This is a genomic window from Chitinophaga sp., from assembly GCF_039596455.1.
In the GTDB taxonomy this organism is placed as follows: domain Bacteria; phylum Bacteroidota; class Bacteroidia; order Chitinophagales; family Chitinophagaceae; genus Chitinophaga.
Window position 1 is genome coordinate 751448 of sequence record NZ_JBCNJR010000001.1, and the last position, 15988, is coordinate 767435.

At 52.1% G+C, this 15988-nt stretch carries 13 protein-coding genes; 6 read left to right on the top strand and 7 right to left on the bottom strand.

Going from position 1 to position 15988, the window contains the following annotated elements; all coding sequences use genetic code 11:
- Positions 1-198 precede the first annotated feature (198 nt).
- The 4 genes from recA to ABDW36_RS03075 form a co-directional block, all read right to left on the bottom strand.
- Complete coding sequence (gene recA / locus ABDW36_RS03060; protein WP_343700406.1) at positions 199-1206, bottom strand: recombinase RecA; 1008 nt, start codon at positions 1204-1206, stop codon at positions 199-201.
- Positions 1207-1481: 275 nt separating this feature from the next.
- Entirely contained in the window at positions 1482-2147 is a 666-nt protein-coding gene (locus ABDW36_RS03065) for a hypothetical protein (RefSeq protein ID WP_343700407.1), read from the bottom strand.
- A 14-nt stretch (positions 2148-2161) separates the two neighbouring features.
- Complete coding sequence (gene rpoN / locus ABDW36_RS03070; RefSeq protein ID WP_343700408.1) at positions 2162-3649, bottom strand: RNA polymerase factor sigma-54; 1488 nt, start codon at positions 3647-3649, stop codon at positions 2162-2164.
- Positions 3650-3665: 16 nt separating this feature from the next.
- Positions 3666-4286 (bottom strand): ribonuclease HII, encoded by a 621-nt coding sequence (locus ABDW36_RS03075; protein WP_343700409.1) that lies wholly within the window; start codon positions 4284-4286, stop codon positions 3666-3668.
- A gap of 108 nt (positions 4287-4394) precedes the next feature.
- On the opposite strand from ABDW36_RS03075, the gene ABDW36_RS03080 reads away from it, so the two are divergent.
- Together ABDW36_RS03080 and ABDW36_RS03085 are read left to right on the top strand one after the other, a co-directional pair.
- Positions 4395-5423, top strand: coding sequence for a COX15/CtaA family protein (locus ABDW36_RS03080; RefSeq protein ID WP_343700410.1), 1029 nt, complete (start codon positions 4395-4397; stop codon positions 5421-5423).
- 49 nt (positions 5424-5472) lie between these two features.
- Positions 5473-7701, top strand: a complete 2229-nt coding sequence (locus ABDW36_RS03085; protein WP_343700411.1) for a patatin-like phospholipase family protein — start codon at positions 5473-5475, stop codon at positions 7699-7701.
- Here the strand turns inward: ABDW36_RS03085 and ABDW36_RS03090 are convergent.
- Positions 7693-8673 (bottom strand): alpha/beta hydrolase, encoded by a 981-nt coding sequence (locus ABDW36_RS03090; RefSeq protein ID WP_343700412.1) that lies wholly within the window; start codon positions 8671-8673, stop codon positions 7693-7695. The two genes, ABDW36_RS03085 and ABDW36_RS03090, sit on opposite strands and share 9 nt — an antisense overlap.
- Before the next feature lie 140 nt (positions 8674-8813).
- On the opposite strand from ABDW36_RS03090, the gene typA reads away from it, so the two are divergent.
- The gene (typA, locus tag ABDW36_RS03095) at positions 8814-10628 is read left to right on the top strand and encodes a translational GTPase TypA (RefSeq protein WP_343700413.1); all 1815 of its coding nucleotides are present in this window, start codon (positions 8814-8816) and stop codon (positions 10626-10628) included.
- 66 nt (positions 10629-10694) lie between these two features.
- Here the strand turns inward: typA and ABDW36_RS03100 are convergent, their stop codons facing one another.
- Entirely contained in the window at positions 10695-11009 is a 315-nt protein-coding gene (locus ABDW36_RS03100; RefSeq protein WP_343700414.1) for a YbaB/EbfC family nucleoid-associated protein, read from the bottom strand.
- 66 nt (positions 11010-11075) lie between these two features.
- On the opposite strand from ABDW36_RS03100, the gene ABDW36_RS03105 reads away from it, so the two are divergent.
- Positions 11076-12314 carry an NAD(P)/FAD-dependent oxidoreductase gene (locus ABDW36_RS03105; RefSeq protein ID WP_343700415.1) on the top strand — a complete coding sequence of 413 codons (1239 nt, stop codon included), beginning with the start codon at positions 11076-11078 and terminating at the stop codon, positions 12312-12314.
- Position 12315: 1 nt separating this feature from the next.
- Positions 12316-13407 carry a DUF2891 domain-containing protein gene (locus tag ABDW36_RS03110; protein ID WP_343700416.1) on the top strand — a complete coding sequence of 364 codons (1092 nt, stop codon included), beginning with the start codon at positions 12316-12318 and terminating at the stop codon, positions 13405-13407.
- Between the two features lie 100 nt (positions 13408-13507).
- Here ABDW36_RS03110 and ABDW36_RS03115 read toward each other — a convergent pair whose 3' ends face one another.
- Positions 13508-13648 (bottom strand): hypothetical protein, encoded by a 141-nt coding sequence (locus tag ABDW36_RS03115; RefSeq protein WP_343701706.1) that lies wholly within the window; start codon positions 13646-13648, stop codon positions 13508-13510.
- A 30-nt stretch (positions 13649-13678) separates the two neighbouring features.
- Between ABDW36_RS03115 and ABDW36_RS03120 the strand changes: the two genes are divergently transcribed.
- Positions 13679-15970, top strand: a complete 2292-nt coding sequence (locus ABDW36_RS03120; protein ID WP_343701699.1) for a DUF3857 domain-containing protein — start codon at positions 13679-13681, stop codon at positions 15968-15970.
- Positions 15971-15988 lie beyond the last annotated feature (18 nt).

The following is a 15988-nucleotide window of genomic DNA, read 5'->3' on the forward strand; positions in this document are numbered from 1 at the left end:
AGCATATCTTCACCATATCTCCCCATGACCTTCGCTATGGATGGAGCATAGCTGGTCCATATCAAAAGCATACATACCCCGGGGTCACAGTATGTTGACAAAATAGCTGCCCCTTCCGCGCACGAAAAAAGGTCCGTTAGAAAACGGACCTTCTACTAACTAACCCAAACAAACGTTTAATTAACGTTTTAAAAGTTTTTATGCCTGTTCGACCAGCTTGGCCTTGATTTTTGTTTCTATTTCTGTGGCTACTTCAGGATTGTCTACCAGGAGCTGCTTCACGGCATCACGGCCCTGACCCAGCTTGTTGCCTTCGTAGCTGAACCAGCTACCGCTTTTCTGAACAATGCCATATTCCACGCCCATGTCTATCAGCTCTCCTACCTTGGATACGCCCTGGCCGAAAATGATATCGAACTCTGCCTGGCGGAAGGGGGGGGCTACCTTGTTTTTTACCACTTTCACTTTTACGCGGTTGCCCACGGCTTCATCTCCGTCTTTGATCTGGCTCATACGGCGAATGTCAAGCCGGATGGATGCGTAGAATTTGAGGGCGTTACCGCCGGTGGTGGTTTCGGGGTTGCCGAACATCACGCCTATTTTTTCACGCAGCTGGTTGATGAAAATGCAGCAGCAGTTGGTTTTGGAAATGGTGGCCGTGAGCTTGCGCAGCGCCTGAGACATCAGGCGGGCCTGCAGGCCCATTTTGCTTTCGCCCATTTCTCCTTCCAGCTCGCCTTTGGGTACCAGGGCGGCCACGGAGTCTATTACCACCACGTCTACTGCGCCGGACAGGATGAGGCGGTCCGCAATTTCAAGGGCCTGCTCACCATGGTCTGGCTGGGAGATCAGCAACGAGTCTACATCTACCCCCAGGCGGCGGGCATAAGAGCTGTCAAAGGCATGCTCCGCATCTATAATGGCGCAGATACCGCCTTTCTTTTGCGCTTCTGCAATGGTATGAATAGCTATAGTGGTTTTACCGGAAGCCTCAGGCCCGTAAATTTCAATGATACGGCCCTTGGGCAAACCGCCAACGCCCAGCGCAATATCCAGGCCCAGCGATCCTGTAGAGATCACGTCCCATACATGGTCTCCCTTTTCTCCCATCATCATCACGGAACCCTTCCCGAAATCCTTGTCGATCTTGTCCATCGTGAGGCGGAGGGCTTTCAGCTTATCGGCGTTTGTTGCGGCGTTTGACATTGTAGTAAGTATTTATTGTTCAAATTTAATGGTAATGCAAGGTATAATTATTTCCTGAAACTATCCTAAAAAACTTAGCATTTTTTATTTGATGCTAATTTTTGTAGTATCCGGCGTTTTCACGTTAATTGGGGTAACACGCAATGGACAATACAAAGGTGCATGCGCATTGCGCAGGGGATGTGCGTAGTGAAAAAAAGTTCAGGAGAATTACCGTAGCTGAAGAGTGCGACGCAACGGACGCCGAAGAAAGCGCCACCGCCGGGCCCGCCCTTCTACCCCACTATCCAGTAAGCTATCAGCTGTGAAGAAATGCCTACTATAAACCCTAGGTATATTTCCGCAGGGGTATGGGCGCTCAGCACCAGTCGCGCCGTGGCGGCCACTCCGGCCAGCAGGAAAGCCAGCGCCAGGGGAACGGACACGTTCATGCCCATGCCCCACATAATGGCCAGCAGAAAGCCGATCACCCCGCCCCAACCTACGGTATGCATGCTGATCTTTACAAAACTGTTGGCCACAAAAGAGATCACAATGGCAATGAAAATACCCAGGAAAAAGGCGTTGAAAAAATCGGGGCTCACGCCTTCACGGATGAAGGTGTAGAAGGCCCAGAAGTAGAAGATAATGGTGCCTACGTAAGGAATGATGCGCTCCCGCGGGTCTCTGAGCTGCACGCTGTCTACAAACTTCAGCGTTTTGGCCAGCACTACCACCAGCAGCGGGAAAATGATGCAGGTAACCAGCACCCTGATGTACAGCACGTCATAATTGAACCGGAAGCTGCTCTGCTTGAATGCGGAAAAGTACTCCGGCAACGCGGTAACGGCTATGAGGGTGATCAGCAGAGGTATGAACAGGGGATGCAGCAAATATGAAAATACATTTGCAACGGCCCGCAGGGCAGGCGAAAAGGTAACGGGTGCTTTCTGCTCTTCCATGAAAATTCGGTGTATTATAGTTCCTTGCGTAAACGGGCAACGGGAATATTGAGCTGCTCCCGGTACTTGGCCACGGTGCGGCGCGCAATGTTATATCCTTTGTCCTGCAGCATTTTAGTCAGGTTTTCATCACTCAGCGGCTTGCGTTTGTTCTCTCCGCCGATCATGTCTGCCAGTATCTTTTTCACCTCCCGGGTAGATACCTCTTCACCGCTGTCTGTTGAAAGCGATTCCGAGAAGAAGAATTTCAGCTTGAACGTGCCGAACTCCGTTTGCACGTATTTGCTGTTGGCCACGCGGCTCACGGTGGAAATATCCAGCTGGGTGATGTCTGCAATATCTTTCAGGATCATGGGCTTCATGGTGGTCTCGTCTCCCGTCAGGAAAAACTCGTGCTGGTAGTTCATGATAGCCTCCATGGTGCTGAGCAGGGTATGCTGGCGCTGCTTGATCGCGTCTATGAACCACTTGGCGGCGTCTATTTTCTGTTTGATGAACAGCACGGCCTCTTTCTGGCGTTTGTCTTTTTTATCTCCCCGGTCATACTCCTTCAGCATTTCACGGTAACCTTCGGAAATACGCAGGTCCGGCGCGTTTTTGCTGTTGAGGGACAGCTCCAGCTTGCCGTTATTGTTAAGAATGAAAAAGTCTGGTATCACGTAACTCTCTGCCTTGTTGAGCACGCTGTAATTGCCGCCCGGCTTGGGGTTGAGCTTGATGATCTGACCAATGGCCTCCCGCAGGTCTTCATCAGAAAGGTTGAGGGAGCGCTGTATCTTTTCGTAGTGTTTTTTGGTGAACTCGTCAAAGTAGTTTTCCAGTATCTGGGTGGCGGTAACCACGCCGGGGTCTTCCTGGTTTTTCCGTTTCAGCTGCAGCAGCAGGCATTCTTTCAGGTCTGTACAGCACACGCCGGGTGGGTCAAAGGTCTGTATCAGTTTGATCAGCTGGCGGATCTCTTCTTCCGTAGTGTCTATATTCTGTGAAAAAGACAGGTCGTCTACAATAGCGCCGGTTTCGCGGCGGAGGTAGCCGTCATCGTCAATGCTGCCAATGATCTGCTCTGCAATGCGGCGCTCCCGCTCATTCAGCGTTTGCATGCCCAGCTGGCTCAGCAGGTGGTCATGAAAGGTGGTTTCTACCCGCACGGGGATGGTGCGGCTTTCGTCCTGTTCGGGATAATTATCGTCCCGCAGCTTATAGTCTGCTATCTCATCGTCTCCTTCGGAAACGTATTCTGAAATATCGATGTTGTCATATTCATTTTCGCTGCCGTCTGGCTCAAACTCTTCTTCGGCAGGGGTTTCAAACTCTTCGGTATTGTCCTTGTTAAAGTCCTCTTCCGGCCCGTCTTCACCATATTCCAGCGCAGGGTTTTCTTCCAGTTCTTCCTTGATCCTTTCTTCCAGTACGGCAGTTGGCACCTGCAGCAGTTTCATGAGCTGAATCTGCTGGGGTGATAACTTCTGTAATAGTTTCTGTTGTTGCGTTTGCTTTAACATGGCTCGTTCCTAAATTTTACCACTTTTCCTCTCCTTCCCCGTCCAGGCTGAGCTGTTCATCCGGTAACAAGCGGAACGTCCTTCTGTGGTAGGGCGTATCGCCATGCGTACGGATAGCATCCCGGTGAAAGCGGGTGGGGTAACCTTTGTTTTCTATCCACCCGTAATGCGGGAATTGCTCGTGCAGCCGGTGCATGTACTCATCCCGGTAAGTTTTTGCCAGGATGGAGGCTGCAGCTATGGACGCATACTTTCCGTCGCCCTGTATGATGCAGGTATGCGGGATGTTGCCATAGGGATGAAAACGGTTCCCATCGATGAGTATCATTTGGGGCTGTAGCGATAATCGTGCCAAAGCTTCATGCATCGCCTTGAATGAGGCTTTCAGGATATTGATCCTGTCTATTTCCTCATTGTCGATGCTGGCCACGGCAAACGCCAGCGCCTTCTTTTCAATCACCTTTCTGACCTTCATCCTGTCTGGCTCCTTCATCTGCTTCGAGTCATTGAGCAACGGATGGCGGAAGTTGCGTGGCAGTATTACCGCCGCGGCAAAAACGGGGCCTGCCAGGCACCCCCTTCCGGCTTCGTCACAACCGGCTTCCATCAAAACATCCTGGTAATATGGCAGTAACACGTTGAATGGCTTTGTTCGCGCTAAAATTACAAAAACCGGTGGAATGATGTGGGAATTGATAAAAATCATCCGCGCTCACCGGTATTTAACCCTAATTTTGCAGGGTTTATGGAAATGCAGCAAAATAAAGGGAACAGGGCCATTGTGATCTGGCTTTTCACCGGCGTGGTAATGATCATTGTACAGGTATTGCTGGGCGGTATTACCCGCCTCACCGGTTCAGGGCTGTCTATCACAGAATGGAAGCCCATACTGGGCGCCCTCCCTCCCATGAATGAAGCGGCCTGGCAGGAAGCCTTTGCCAAATACCAGGAAATTGGGCAGGCCAAAGTGATCAACAGCCATTTTACGCTGGCAGACTTCAAATGGATCTATTTCTGGGAGTGGCTGCACCGCAACTGGGCACGCCTCATCGGCATTGTGTTTGCCGTGCCGTTCATTTATTTTATTGTAAAGAAGAAGATAGACCGCAGCATGATCAACCCCATGATAGTGCTTTTCCTGCTGGGCGGCCTGCAGGGCGCTATTGGCTGGATCATGGTGCAGAGCGGCCTGAACGAAGAGAACCTCTACGTGAGCCACATCCGCCTGGCCATCCACTTTATTGCCGCCCTGGGCCTGCTGTGGTACACCCTGTGGTTTGCATTGAAGCTGAGCGTGCCCCCCCAGCATATCACGCCCGCACCCGGCGCCCGCAGGCTCTCCGCCTGGATTCTGGGCCTGCTGGTGATACAGCTCATTTACGGCGCTTTTATGGCCGGCCTGCACACAGCCCTGGCCGCCAACACCTGGCCGGATATTAACGGCATGTGGTGGCCGGAGGGCATGTTTCCCGCCGGCAAGTTCTGGGACGCCATTACCCATAACAAAATCACCATTCACTTTATTCACCGCGGCCTGGCATACGTGCTCACGCTGCTGATAGCCATCTGGTTCTTGAAAACGGCCCGCTTCCCCAGGTTGGCCGGCGTGCGCATGCTGGCGCTGCTCACCGTGCTGCTGCAGGTGTTCCTGGGCGTGCTGGTGCTGCTGAATACCCGCACCTCCATTCCGCTGGGCTTTGCGCTGGCCCATCAGTTCACAGGCATGGCCCTGCTGATGGTGATGGTATGGGGACGTTTCCTGACGCGCGCATAGCGCAGTCTGCTTTTTACACATTTAAAAAAATTTTAGTTTATTTTGAAGTGTGAAAAGAATCTGGCTACGTTTTTTTTATTCCTTCCCTGTTCAGCTCCTGTTGCTGCATTTTCGCAAATACCAGGTGTTGCTGATTTTCTGGGCCATATTGTTCAGCACTATCAACGGCGGCTTTGCCAAGCTGTTCGGGGGTGACGCGCTGTACCTGGCCCCGGAGTACATGGGGAAAGTGAATTTCTACAGCACCACGGTAATGGGTGTGGCCACCGCTATTTTCACCATGAGCTGGAATATTACCACCTTCATCCTGCACAGCGGCCGCTTCAAGTTCCTGGCCACCACCACACAGCCTTTTTTCCGCTACTGCCTCAATAACGCCGTAATTCCCGGCCTCTTTTTGCTCAACCTGCTGTGGCGCGGCTGGGAATACCAGCGCTGGCAGGAGCTGACCTCCGTACCGCAGATACTGCTGCTGGCAGAAGGTTTTATCTGCGGCTTCCTGGCAGTGATCTTTTTTTCCTTCTTCTATTTTTTCAATGCAGACAAAAACATCGGCAAACGCCTGAACCGCAAATTCGGTAACCCGCGCAATTTTCTGCGCACCGTGCTCAAGCCCAACCAGGAAAGAGACGAGAACGCGCTGCCGGTTCACAACTACTTTGCCAGCCCCTGGCGCATACGCCGCGCGCGCAATGTAGACCACTACAACAAACATTACCTGGACAATATTTTCAAGCAGCACCACTTTGCCGCCATCATCACCGTTGGCCTGGCGCTCGTTTTCCTGGTGATCATGGCGTACCTGATGGATTACAACGCCTTCAGGATACCTGCCGGCGCCAGCGTGCTCATCTTCTTTGCCTTCCTCATTGCCATTGCGGGCGCCTACGCTTACCTGCTGGAAACCTGGGCCATACCGGTGCTCATTTTCCTGATACTGGGCCTGAACTGGATGGTGAAAAACCAGTGGATAGACAACCGCAACAAAGCGTACGGGCTTGATTACCACAACAAGGATGAAAGGCCTGAATACAGCGTAAAGCACCTGCAGGAGTTTTTTACGGAAAGCCGCGCGGAGACAGATAAAAAACATACCCTGCAAATACTGGAAAAGTGGAAAGCGAAATTTCCCTCCGGCAGCAAACCGCCCATGATCATCATCAACACCAGCGGCGGCGGCAGCCGCTCCGCCACGTGGACCATGAACGTGCTGCAGCGGTATGACAGCCTGCTGCAGGGCCGCCTGCTGAAACATACCATGCTCATCACCGGCGCCTCCGGCGGTATGCTGGGTGCCACTTATTTCAGGGAGCTCTACCTGCAGCAGCAATCCGGCAGGTTGCCGGCCAAAACGCTGTACGACAGTATTTACACAGACAAAATTTCGCGGGACCTGCTCAACTCCGTATTCAGCTCCTTTGCGGTGAACGACTTCATCACCCCCTTCCGCAACTTCAACATCGGCAAAAACCACTACGCGAAAGACCGTGGTTACGCCTTTGAAATGCAGCTGAACATCAACACCGCCAATGCGCTGAACAAAACCATCAGCGCCTACCGGCAAGCAGAGGCGGAAGCCCGCATACCTATGCTCATCTGGTGCGCCACCATCAATGCAGACGGGCGCCGCCTCTTTGTTTCACCGCAGCCGGTCAGTTATTTGTGCGCGGCAGATTACCGCTACCCCACTCGCACCGTGCGGGATATAGACGGGGTGGATTTCGGACAGTTCTTTTCCAGGCAGCACGCAGATGAACTGCGCGTTACCAGCGCCATCCGCATGAGCGCCACCTTCCCCTACATATTGCCCAACGTATTCCTGCCCAGCAAACCTATTGTGGATGTGATGGACGCGGGCATCCGTGATAACTTCGGGCAGGAAACAAGCCTGCGCTTCCTGTATACCTTCCGTGACTGGATCAATGAAAACACTTCTGGTGTGATCTTCATGCAGATAAGGGATACGCGGAAAAACGACGTGAGCCCCATCAAACAGACCAAAGACCTCAGCGACCTGATGTTTGAACCGCTCTTTTCCATGCAGGCGCACTGGATGAGCATGCAGGATTTTCACCAGGACCACCTGCTGAATTACATAGAATGTTACTTCCCCAACAAATTCAACCGCCTCATTTTCCAGTACGTGCCGCAGCAGGCGGAAAAAGCAGCGGCCCTCAGCCTCCATCTTACCAGTCGTGAGAAGCTTGACATTGCCCGTGCGCTGGATAACCCCGGCAACCAGGAAACCTTCCGCCAGCTACAGAAAGCGTTAGAGTAGGAATTGCAGCAGCGGGTTAATAAAACGGTCAAACGCTTCAATATGCGGCAGGTGGCCCACGCCTTCCAGCTCTACCAGCCTGGCCTGCTTTATTTCCGCAGCCGTCTTTTTACCCAGCGCAGGATAATTGCCCAGTTGGGCCCGCACGTTTTCCGGCGCAGAAGCCTTGCCCAGCGCGGTCCTGTCCCGCTGGCCGATAATGAGCAGCACGGGGGCCTGTATGTTCCTGAACTCGTAACACACGGGTTGGGTGAAGATCATGTCATAGGTAAGCGCGGCATTCCAGGCTACGCGCGGGTAATCTGCATGCACCGTCCACCCCGCCAGCAGGCGAGCCCATTTGTCATATGCCGGCGTCCACTGCCCGGCGTAGTAATTGTTCAGCTGGTATTGTTTGATCTTGCCATAGTTCTGCGCCAGCTCGTTTTTATACCACTGGTCTACAGACTGGTAGGGCACCACTGTTTTCCAGTCTTCCAGGCCTATGGGGTTTTCCAGCACCAGCTTTTCCGTTACCTCCGGGTACATCAACGCAAACCGGGTGGCCAGCATGCCGCCCATGGAGTGTCCCAGCACGGCGGTTTTACGTATGCCCAGGGAGTCAAGCAGGGCTTTGGTGTTTTGCGCCAACAGCTGAAAACTGTATTGCAGTTGGGCGGGTTTGGAAGATTTGCCGAACCCCACCTGGTCTGGCATGATCACGCGGAAGCCTTTGGCTGCCAGCGCGGCGGCCGTACTGTCCCAATACGCGCTGCAAAAGTTTTTACCGTGCAACAACAGTACCGTTCTGCCGTTGGGGCGGGCAGGCGGCACGTCCATGAACGCCATGCGCAGGGCCTGGCCCTGGTTCTGTACAGAGAAGAATTTGACCGGGTAAGGGTAGCTGTAACCGCTGAGTTCCGCATCGTACGGCTGTACCTCCTGTGCCCTCACGGCAACAGCCATAAGCAGCAGGCAACATATTTTCCACATAACAACTTGATTATTAATACAAAACGAATGGAGCAAAGATGATGCCTAAAGAAATGTTATTTCACGGTAATTTAAGGCGCTTCCCCGCCGTTTTTCCCATAATATGCGTACCTTTGCGCCTCTTTTATCACAATTTATTTATGCAAATAAGAAACATTGCCATTATCGCACACGTAGACCACGGGAAAACCACACTGGTGGACAAGATCCTGCATTCTACGAACGTATTCAGGGCCAACCAGGAAACGGGTGAGCTGATCATGGATAACAACGACCTTGAAAAGGAACGGGGTATCACCATCCTCAGCAAAAACGTATCCGTGGTGTATAAGGATGTGAAGATCAACGTGATAGACACTCCGGGCCACGCCGACTTCGGTGGAGAGGTGGAGCGTGTGCTGAAAATGGCCGATGGCGTGATACTGCTGGTAGACGCCTTTGAAGGCCCCATGCCGCAGACCCGCTTCGTACTGCAAAAAGCGCTGCAGCTCAACCTGAAGCCGATTGTGGTGATCAACAAAGTAGATAAGCCCAACTGCCGTCCTGATGAGGTGCACGACGCTGTGTTCGAACTTTTCTTCAACCTGGACGCCACGGAAGAACAGCTGGATTTCCCTACCTTCTACGGTTCGGGCAAAAACGGCTGGTTCAATGATTCCCTGACGCCGCGCGAAGACATCGTTCCCCTGCTGGACGGTATCCTGAAACATGTACCGGAGCCGAAAATATCCGAAGGTACCCTGCAGATGCAGATCACCTCTCTGGATTACTCCACCTTCCTCGGCCGTATTGCCGTGGGTAAAGTGGTACGCGGCACGCTGGCTGAAAACCAGCCCATTTCACTGGTACAGACAGACGGCACCATCAAGAAATCACGCGTGCGCGAACTCTATGTGTTTGAGGCCCTGGGCAAAAAACGCGTGACGGAAGTACAGCCGGGAGATATCTGCGCCGTGGTAGGGCTGGAAGACTTCGGTATCGGCGATACCATTGCCGATTTCGAGAACCCTGAAGCGCTGCCGGTGATCAGCGTAGACGAACCTACCATGAACATGCTGTTCAGCATCAATAACTCTCCCTTCTTCGGTAAGGACGGCAAGTTTGTGACTTCCCGCCACCTGCGTGACCGCCTGATGAAAGAAACGGAGAAAAACCTGGCGCTGCGCGTGGTAGATACAGACTCTGCAGACAGCTTCCTGGTATACGGCCGCGGCATTCTTCACCTGGGCGTGCTGGTAGAAACCATGCGCCGCGAAGGGTACGAGCTGACAGTAGGCCAGCCGCAGGTAATTCTCAAAACCATTGACGGTAAAAAATGCGAGCCGTATGAAACCCTGGTGGTAGACGTCCCGCAGGAATTTGCCTCCAAGGTGATAGACCTGGTGACCCGCCGCAAAGGTGAGATGCTCATCATGGAAACCAAGGGTGAAATGCAGCACCTGGAATTTGAAATTCCCTCACGCGGCCTTATTGGCCTGCGTACGCAGATGCTGACCAATACAGCCGGCGAAGCCGTAATGGCCCACCGCTTTAATGACTACAAACCCTGGAAAGGCCCAATCCCCGGCCGTAACAACGGTGTGCTGATTGCCAAGGAAGGCGGCACCACAACCGGTTACTCGCTTGACAAGCTGCAAGACCGCGGCTCTTTCTTTGTAGACCCCGGAGAGGAAGTGTACAGGGGCATGATCATTGGCGAAAACAACAAGCCCGGTGACCTGGTGGTGAACCCGAACGAAGGCAAGAAACTGACAAATATGCGCGCCAGCGGTAGTGACGCAGCTACCAACATTGCGCCCAAGATATTGATGACTTTGGAAGAGTGCATGGAGTACATTCAACAGGATGAGTGTATTGAAGTGACACCGAACCATACCCGTATGCGTAAAACCATCCTGGATGAAGAAGAAAGGAAGAAGTTCCAGAAGATGATGAAGGCGGAAGAGGTGAACTGATAAGCATCAATAGCCAAACAAAAAGGATCTGAAACCGGGCAGTAAAAGCCCGGTTTTTTTATGCCTTTACATGCCCGGCAAACCCATGCCGCCCAACATGCCGCCGGCCACACTTTTCATTTCTGTTTCCCAGGCGTTCTCCGCATTCTTCAGCGCGCGGTTGAGGGCGGTAATCAACAGGTCTTCCAGCTCTTCTTTGCGTTCCGCGCTCAGCAATGAAGGGTCTACCTCCAGGCTTTGCACTTCGCGGTTACCGGTTACCACTACTTTTATGGCCCCGTTGCCGGCCTCACCGGCCACCGTAATATTTTTAAGGCGCTCTTTGCTGTCGTTCATTTTCTGCTGCGCCTCTTGCAGTTTTCCAAACAGGTCTCCGAACATAATTATCAGTTTCCGGCAAAGATATATATTTCCACAGCGCCGCCAGAATACGTATCTTGGCGGCCTATGATCACCACATCAGTATGTATTATAGGGGCCGGCCCCGGCGGTGCTACAGCGGCCCTGCAGCTGGACAGGCTGGGCGTTTCCTGCGTAGTTGTAGACAAGGCGGTTTTCCCCAGGGATAAAGTATGCGGAGACGGGCTCAGCGGCAAGGTCATTACCGCACTCGAAAAAATAGACCCCGCCGTAGCGGAGCGGCTGCGCCGGCTGGTGGAAAAAGAGAACAGCTGGGGCGTTACCTTCGTTTCTCCCGGCCGCCAGAGCATGGACGTTCCCTATAAACCCAATTACAATAAACAGGAGGATTCCCCCATCGGCTTTGTTTGCAAGCGCATTCACTTTGACAATTTTATGGTAGACGAGCTGAAGCGCAGCCCGAATGTTCGTTTGTACGAAGGCGTTAGCATAGAAAAATACACGGAAGAGGCAGACGGATATGTATTGTCCGGCAACGCCGGAGACTTTACCGTAAAAGCACAGCTGGTAATAGTGGCCAACGGCGCCCATTCCTCCTTCACCCGCGATGTGGCGGGCATACGCATGGAGCCCAAATACTACGCCGCCGGCATACGCGCCTATTACAAAGGCGTTACCGGAATGCATACAGACAGTTTTATAGAGCTGCATTTCCTGAAAAACCTGCTGCCTGGCTACCTCTGGATATTCCCCCTGCCCAACGGCGAAGCCAATGTGGGCATGGACATGCTGAGTGATGCCGTGCGTGACAGGAAAATAAATCTCAAAACACTGCTTACAGACACGCTGAAGAACGATCCCATTTTTGCGGAGCGCTTCAAACATGCGGAAATGGTGAGCAGCCTGGATGGCTACGGCCTGCCGCTGGGCTCCAAAAAAAGGCGCCTCTCCGGCAGCCGGTACATGCTGGTGGGCGATGCGGCTTTTATCATAGACCCTTTCACCGGCGAAGGCATCGGCAACGCCCTCTATTGCGGCGCCATAGCCGGCAAACAGGCGGCCACCTGCCTGAGCGCGAACGATTTTTCCGCGGAAACCCTGCTGGCATATGACGAAAGCGTATACCGCGTGCTGGGCCCGGAGCTGCGGCTCAGCTATAAATTGCAGCAGCTGGTAAAATACCCGCGGCTGTTTAACTGGCTGATGAAAATGGGGATGAGGAACAAACAACTCCGGGATGTGATCTCCAGTATGTTTTATGAAGTAGACCTCCGGAAGAAGCTCACGCGGCCTTCTTTTTACTTTAAACTGTTACTTAACCGCTGATATGAGAGTTGTATCCCTGCTGGTATGCCTGCTGTGGCTCTCCAAAGCTTATGCCCAAATGCCGCTGTACACGGAAAAAGACGGGCAACTGCGCCTCACTACCGCCGGTGCGCTGCACTTTGCCGCACTGCCGCTGAAGTGCATGCAGCACGCCTTCCCGTATAAAACAGGTATTGTGTTCTCAGACTCATCCCTGCTGCAGGCCCCGCAAGCCTATCACCCGGCCTTTTATGGCTGCTACGACTGGCATAGCAGCGTACATGGCCACTGGATGCTCGTGCGGCTGCTGAAAATGTACCCGGACCTGCCCAACGCCGGGGAGATAAGGAGAAAGCTGTCTGAAAACCTCTCGCAAGACAACATCCGCCGGGAAATGCTCATTTTCCGGAACAAGGAAAATAAGGGCTTTGAGCGTATCTACGGCTGGAGCTGGCTGATGCAGCTGCAAACGGAGCTCCTCACCTGGGACGATCCGCTGGCCAGGCAGCTGCGTAGCAATATTGCGCCGCTGGCCCGTTTGTTTAGCACCTCCTGGCGCGATTTCCTGAAAAAGATCGTTTACCCCATCCGCGTAGGAGAACACACCAACCTGGCCTTTGGCCTGCGCCTGGCATGGGACTATGGCGTTGTTACGCGGGATACCGCACTGCAATCATCCATCCGCGAAGCCGCCCTCCGCTTCTATGCCAATGACCGCAACTGCCCCGCCTCCTGGGAGCCGGGCGGTTATGACTTTTTATCTCCCTGCCTGGAAGAAGCAGACCTGATGTGGCGCATTCTGCCGGCAGACGATTATAAAACCTGGGTGAAAAACTTTTTGCCGGGGTTATTCGCGAAAGAGATCACCCTGTTCAGCCTGGCGGAAGTAAAAGACCGTACAGACGGCAAGCTGGTTCACCTGGATGGACTGAACCTCAGCCGCGCCTGGTGCCTGTACGGCATTGCACGCCATTGCGGGGAGGCCGGCAACAACATCAGGGAACTGGCTAACCGCCACCTGCACGCGGCATTGCCGCATGTGGCCAGCGGAGATTACGCGGGAGAGCACTGGCTGGCTACGTTTGCGGTGTATGCATTGACGGTGGAGTATTGATATTTGTTATTCTTATACTTGTCCCATGTACCGATTGTTAATTGCAGCCATTGGGCTGCTGATGCCCTTTACCCATAAAGCGCAGGAAAAAAAACTTACTTCAGGCCCTGCTCCGGCATGGCTGGTACGTTACCAGCCGGATCTTTCGCGGAAAATAGATGCTGCAGCCTTCAGCAGCGGCTACTACCAGCTTCTGTATGAAGAACAGCACCATGTTGAGAAAAAAACAGTTTACCGCCATATCATCCGCCAGATAGATAGTGAAGCAGGTATCCAGAACGGTTCGGAAATTAACGTGGAATATAGCCCGGAATACGAAAAACTGCAGTTCCACCAGATACAAATCAGGCGCAACGGCCAGGTCATCAACCAGCTCAATCTTTCGAAAATAAAAGCACTGCAGCTCGAACAAGACTTGTCTATGTTCATTTACAGCGGAAGGTACAATGCATGGTACAGCATGGAGGATGTACGCAAGGGCGATCAGATTGAGTATGCATATTCAATCATCGGAGAAAATCCCGTTTTTGACAACAAATACTCAAACAGCTTCTATTTTACCTCTTATGACCCGGTAGCCAATTTTTACAAAGCACTGATTGTTCCATCCTCTCGCCAGTTGCAATTCAGGTATTACAGCAATGCCCCCCGGCCGGCAGAAAAAATAATTGATGGTATGCACTTTTACGAATGGGACCTTGGCGCAAAGGTGCATATCATGAAACCAAAAGATCACATGCCAGCCTGGTACGTAGACTATCCTTACCTTGAAGTAAGCGAGTTCGAAAACTGGGCCGCCGTGGCAAAATGGGCTGCAGCCGTTAATAATATACCGTTAAACGGGCGGGAAGTGGCGGAAAAGTCATCACAGCTTAAAGCGAAAGCGGGTACTGACACTGCCAGGTACATAGAAGAAGCCATCCGTTTTGTACAGGAGGATATCCGGTATATGGGCATAGAGATCGGTGAATACTCTCACCGCCCCAACAGCCCGGAGAAAGTATGTAAGCAGCGGTTTGGCGATTGCAAGGATAAGTCGCTTTTACTGGTTGCCTTACTGCGGGCGGGCGGCGTGGGGGCAGATATGGCCTATGTAAACACCGCTTTTAACAAACATGTGGCAGGCCGTCTTCCTTCTCCTGACCGCTTTAATCATGCCATTGTAAAAGCAAGGTTCAATGACCAAAACTACTGGATAGATGCCACTGCATCTTATCAGCGTGGCCGTCTGGCCAACCGCTACAATGCACCCTTTGGGATGGCCTTGCTGGTAACAGACACTACCACCAACCTGTCAAACATTCCATTGCAAAACACCGGTCGCGTAAAAGTAACGGAAGAGTTTGTTATTCACAGCGTGAGCAACGATTCTGCATTGCTAACCGTCACCTCGGAATACACCGGCATGCAGGCAGATTATTTCAGAAGCCAGTTAGCCAATTCCAGCCTTAGTGAAATGGAAAATTCTTACAAGGACTTTTACGTCAAAAAATATGGAGATGTGGAAACGCGTGGCGCCTTAGTGATAAATGATATTAAGGAGCTGAACAAGATCATTACCGAGGAATTATATACAATACGGCAACCGTGGACCATAGACAGCTCCAGGGATATGATGCAGTCTTTTCACACGCCGGCGCATATCATTGCAGATAAAATAACATTTGTTGATAAAAGCCAGGTAACACCGGTGGCACTGGAATATCCCCAGCATGTGGAGCATATTATAAATATCGAACTACCGGAGCAATGGCAGGTAGAGCCGGCGGTACTCGATTTGAACCGGGCAGATTATCGCCTAATTGCCAAAAAACATGCTTTTATGAAAACGGTGCGGCTGGAATACATGTACGAAACAAAAAGCGATCATATTGCGGCGCAATCCCTGAACCAGTACCGGCTTGATCTGGTGGAGCTGGACAAGGTTGCCGGCATTAAATTAACATGGAAGCCAGGCATTAACGGAGTAACCGCTAAACAGGGCCGCACCGGCGTCAACTGGTTCATGGTCTGCCTCGCTATCGTCTCTGCAGCGACGTTTGGATGGCTGTGTGCATGGTATAACAAACGGTCCCTGCCAGTGCAAGACTCTATGCAGGAGCCGTGGAGAATCGATAGCTGGTTGTTGTTACTGGCCTTTGGCATCATTCTTTCACCAGTACGTATGTTATTTATCATCTGTCAGTCAGAGATTTTCCAGAACAATATTTGGTTGAACCTGGCTACTATTTTTCCATCTGGGAACATTGCTGCCATCAGACTTTTTTGGGTTATTGAAATAATCGTTAATGTATTCCTGCTTGTAGCCATCTGTTTTGCAGGAATATTGTTTTTCCGCCGAAGGGACATTTTTCCACGAGTTTTTGTTTTTTTGCTGCTTTTTAACGTTATCGGAAACTTCGCAGATTTTTTACTGATGGATGTACTTACTGGCAGCCGCAATCTTCAGGACAACGCCGGCAAACTGGTCCCCTCGCTACTCAACGCCGCCATCTGGATACCGGTGATGCGTATATCCCACCGGGTGAAGCATACATTTGTAGTACCTTACAATGAATCATAAAAGAAACGGGGCCTTAAC

Coding starts and splice junctions, on each gene's coding strand:
- ABDW36_RS03065 (WP_343700407.1), bottom strand. CDS start 2,147: ATGGAAGAGCAGAAAGCACCCGTTACCTTTTCGCCTGCCCTGCGGGCC.
- typA (WP_343700413.1), top strand. CDS start 8,814: ATGCAAATAAGAAACATTGCCATTATCGCACACGTAGACCACGGGAAA.
- recA (WP_343700406.1), bottom strand. CDS start 1,206: ATGTCAAACGCCGCAACAAACGCCGATAAGCTGAAAGCCCTCCGCCTC.
- ABDW36_RS03110 (WP_343700416.1), top strand. CDS start 12,316: ATGAGAGTTGTATCCCTGCTGGTATGCCTGCTGTGGCTCTCCAAAGCT.
- ABDW36_RS03105 (WP_343700415.1), top strand. CDS start 11,076: ATGATCACCACATCAGTATGTATTATAGGGGCCGGCCCCGGCGGTGCT.
- ABDW36_RS03100 (WP_343700414.1), bottom strand. CDS start 11,009: ATGTTCGGAGACCTGTTTGGAAAACTGCAAGAGGCGCAGCAGAAAATG.
- rpoN (WP_343700408.1), bottom strand. CDS start 3,649: ATGTTAAAGCAAACGCAACAACAGAAACTATTACAGAAGTTATCACCC.
- ABDW36_RS03080 (WP_343700410.1), top strand. CDS start 4,395: ATGGAAATGCAGCAAAATAAAGGGAACAGGGCCATTGTGATCTGGCTT.
- ABDW36_RS03090 (WP_343700412.1), bottom strand. CDS start 8,673: ATGTGGAAAATATGTTGCCTGCTGCTTATGGCTGTTGCCGTGAGGGCA.
- ABDW36_RS03115 (WP_343701706.1), bottom strand. CDS start 13,648: ATGGCGGTAAACTGTTTTTTTCTCAACATGGTGCTGTTCTTCATACAG.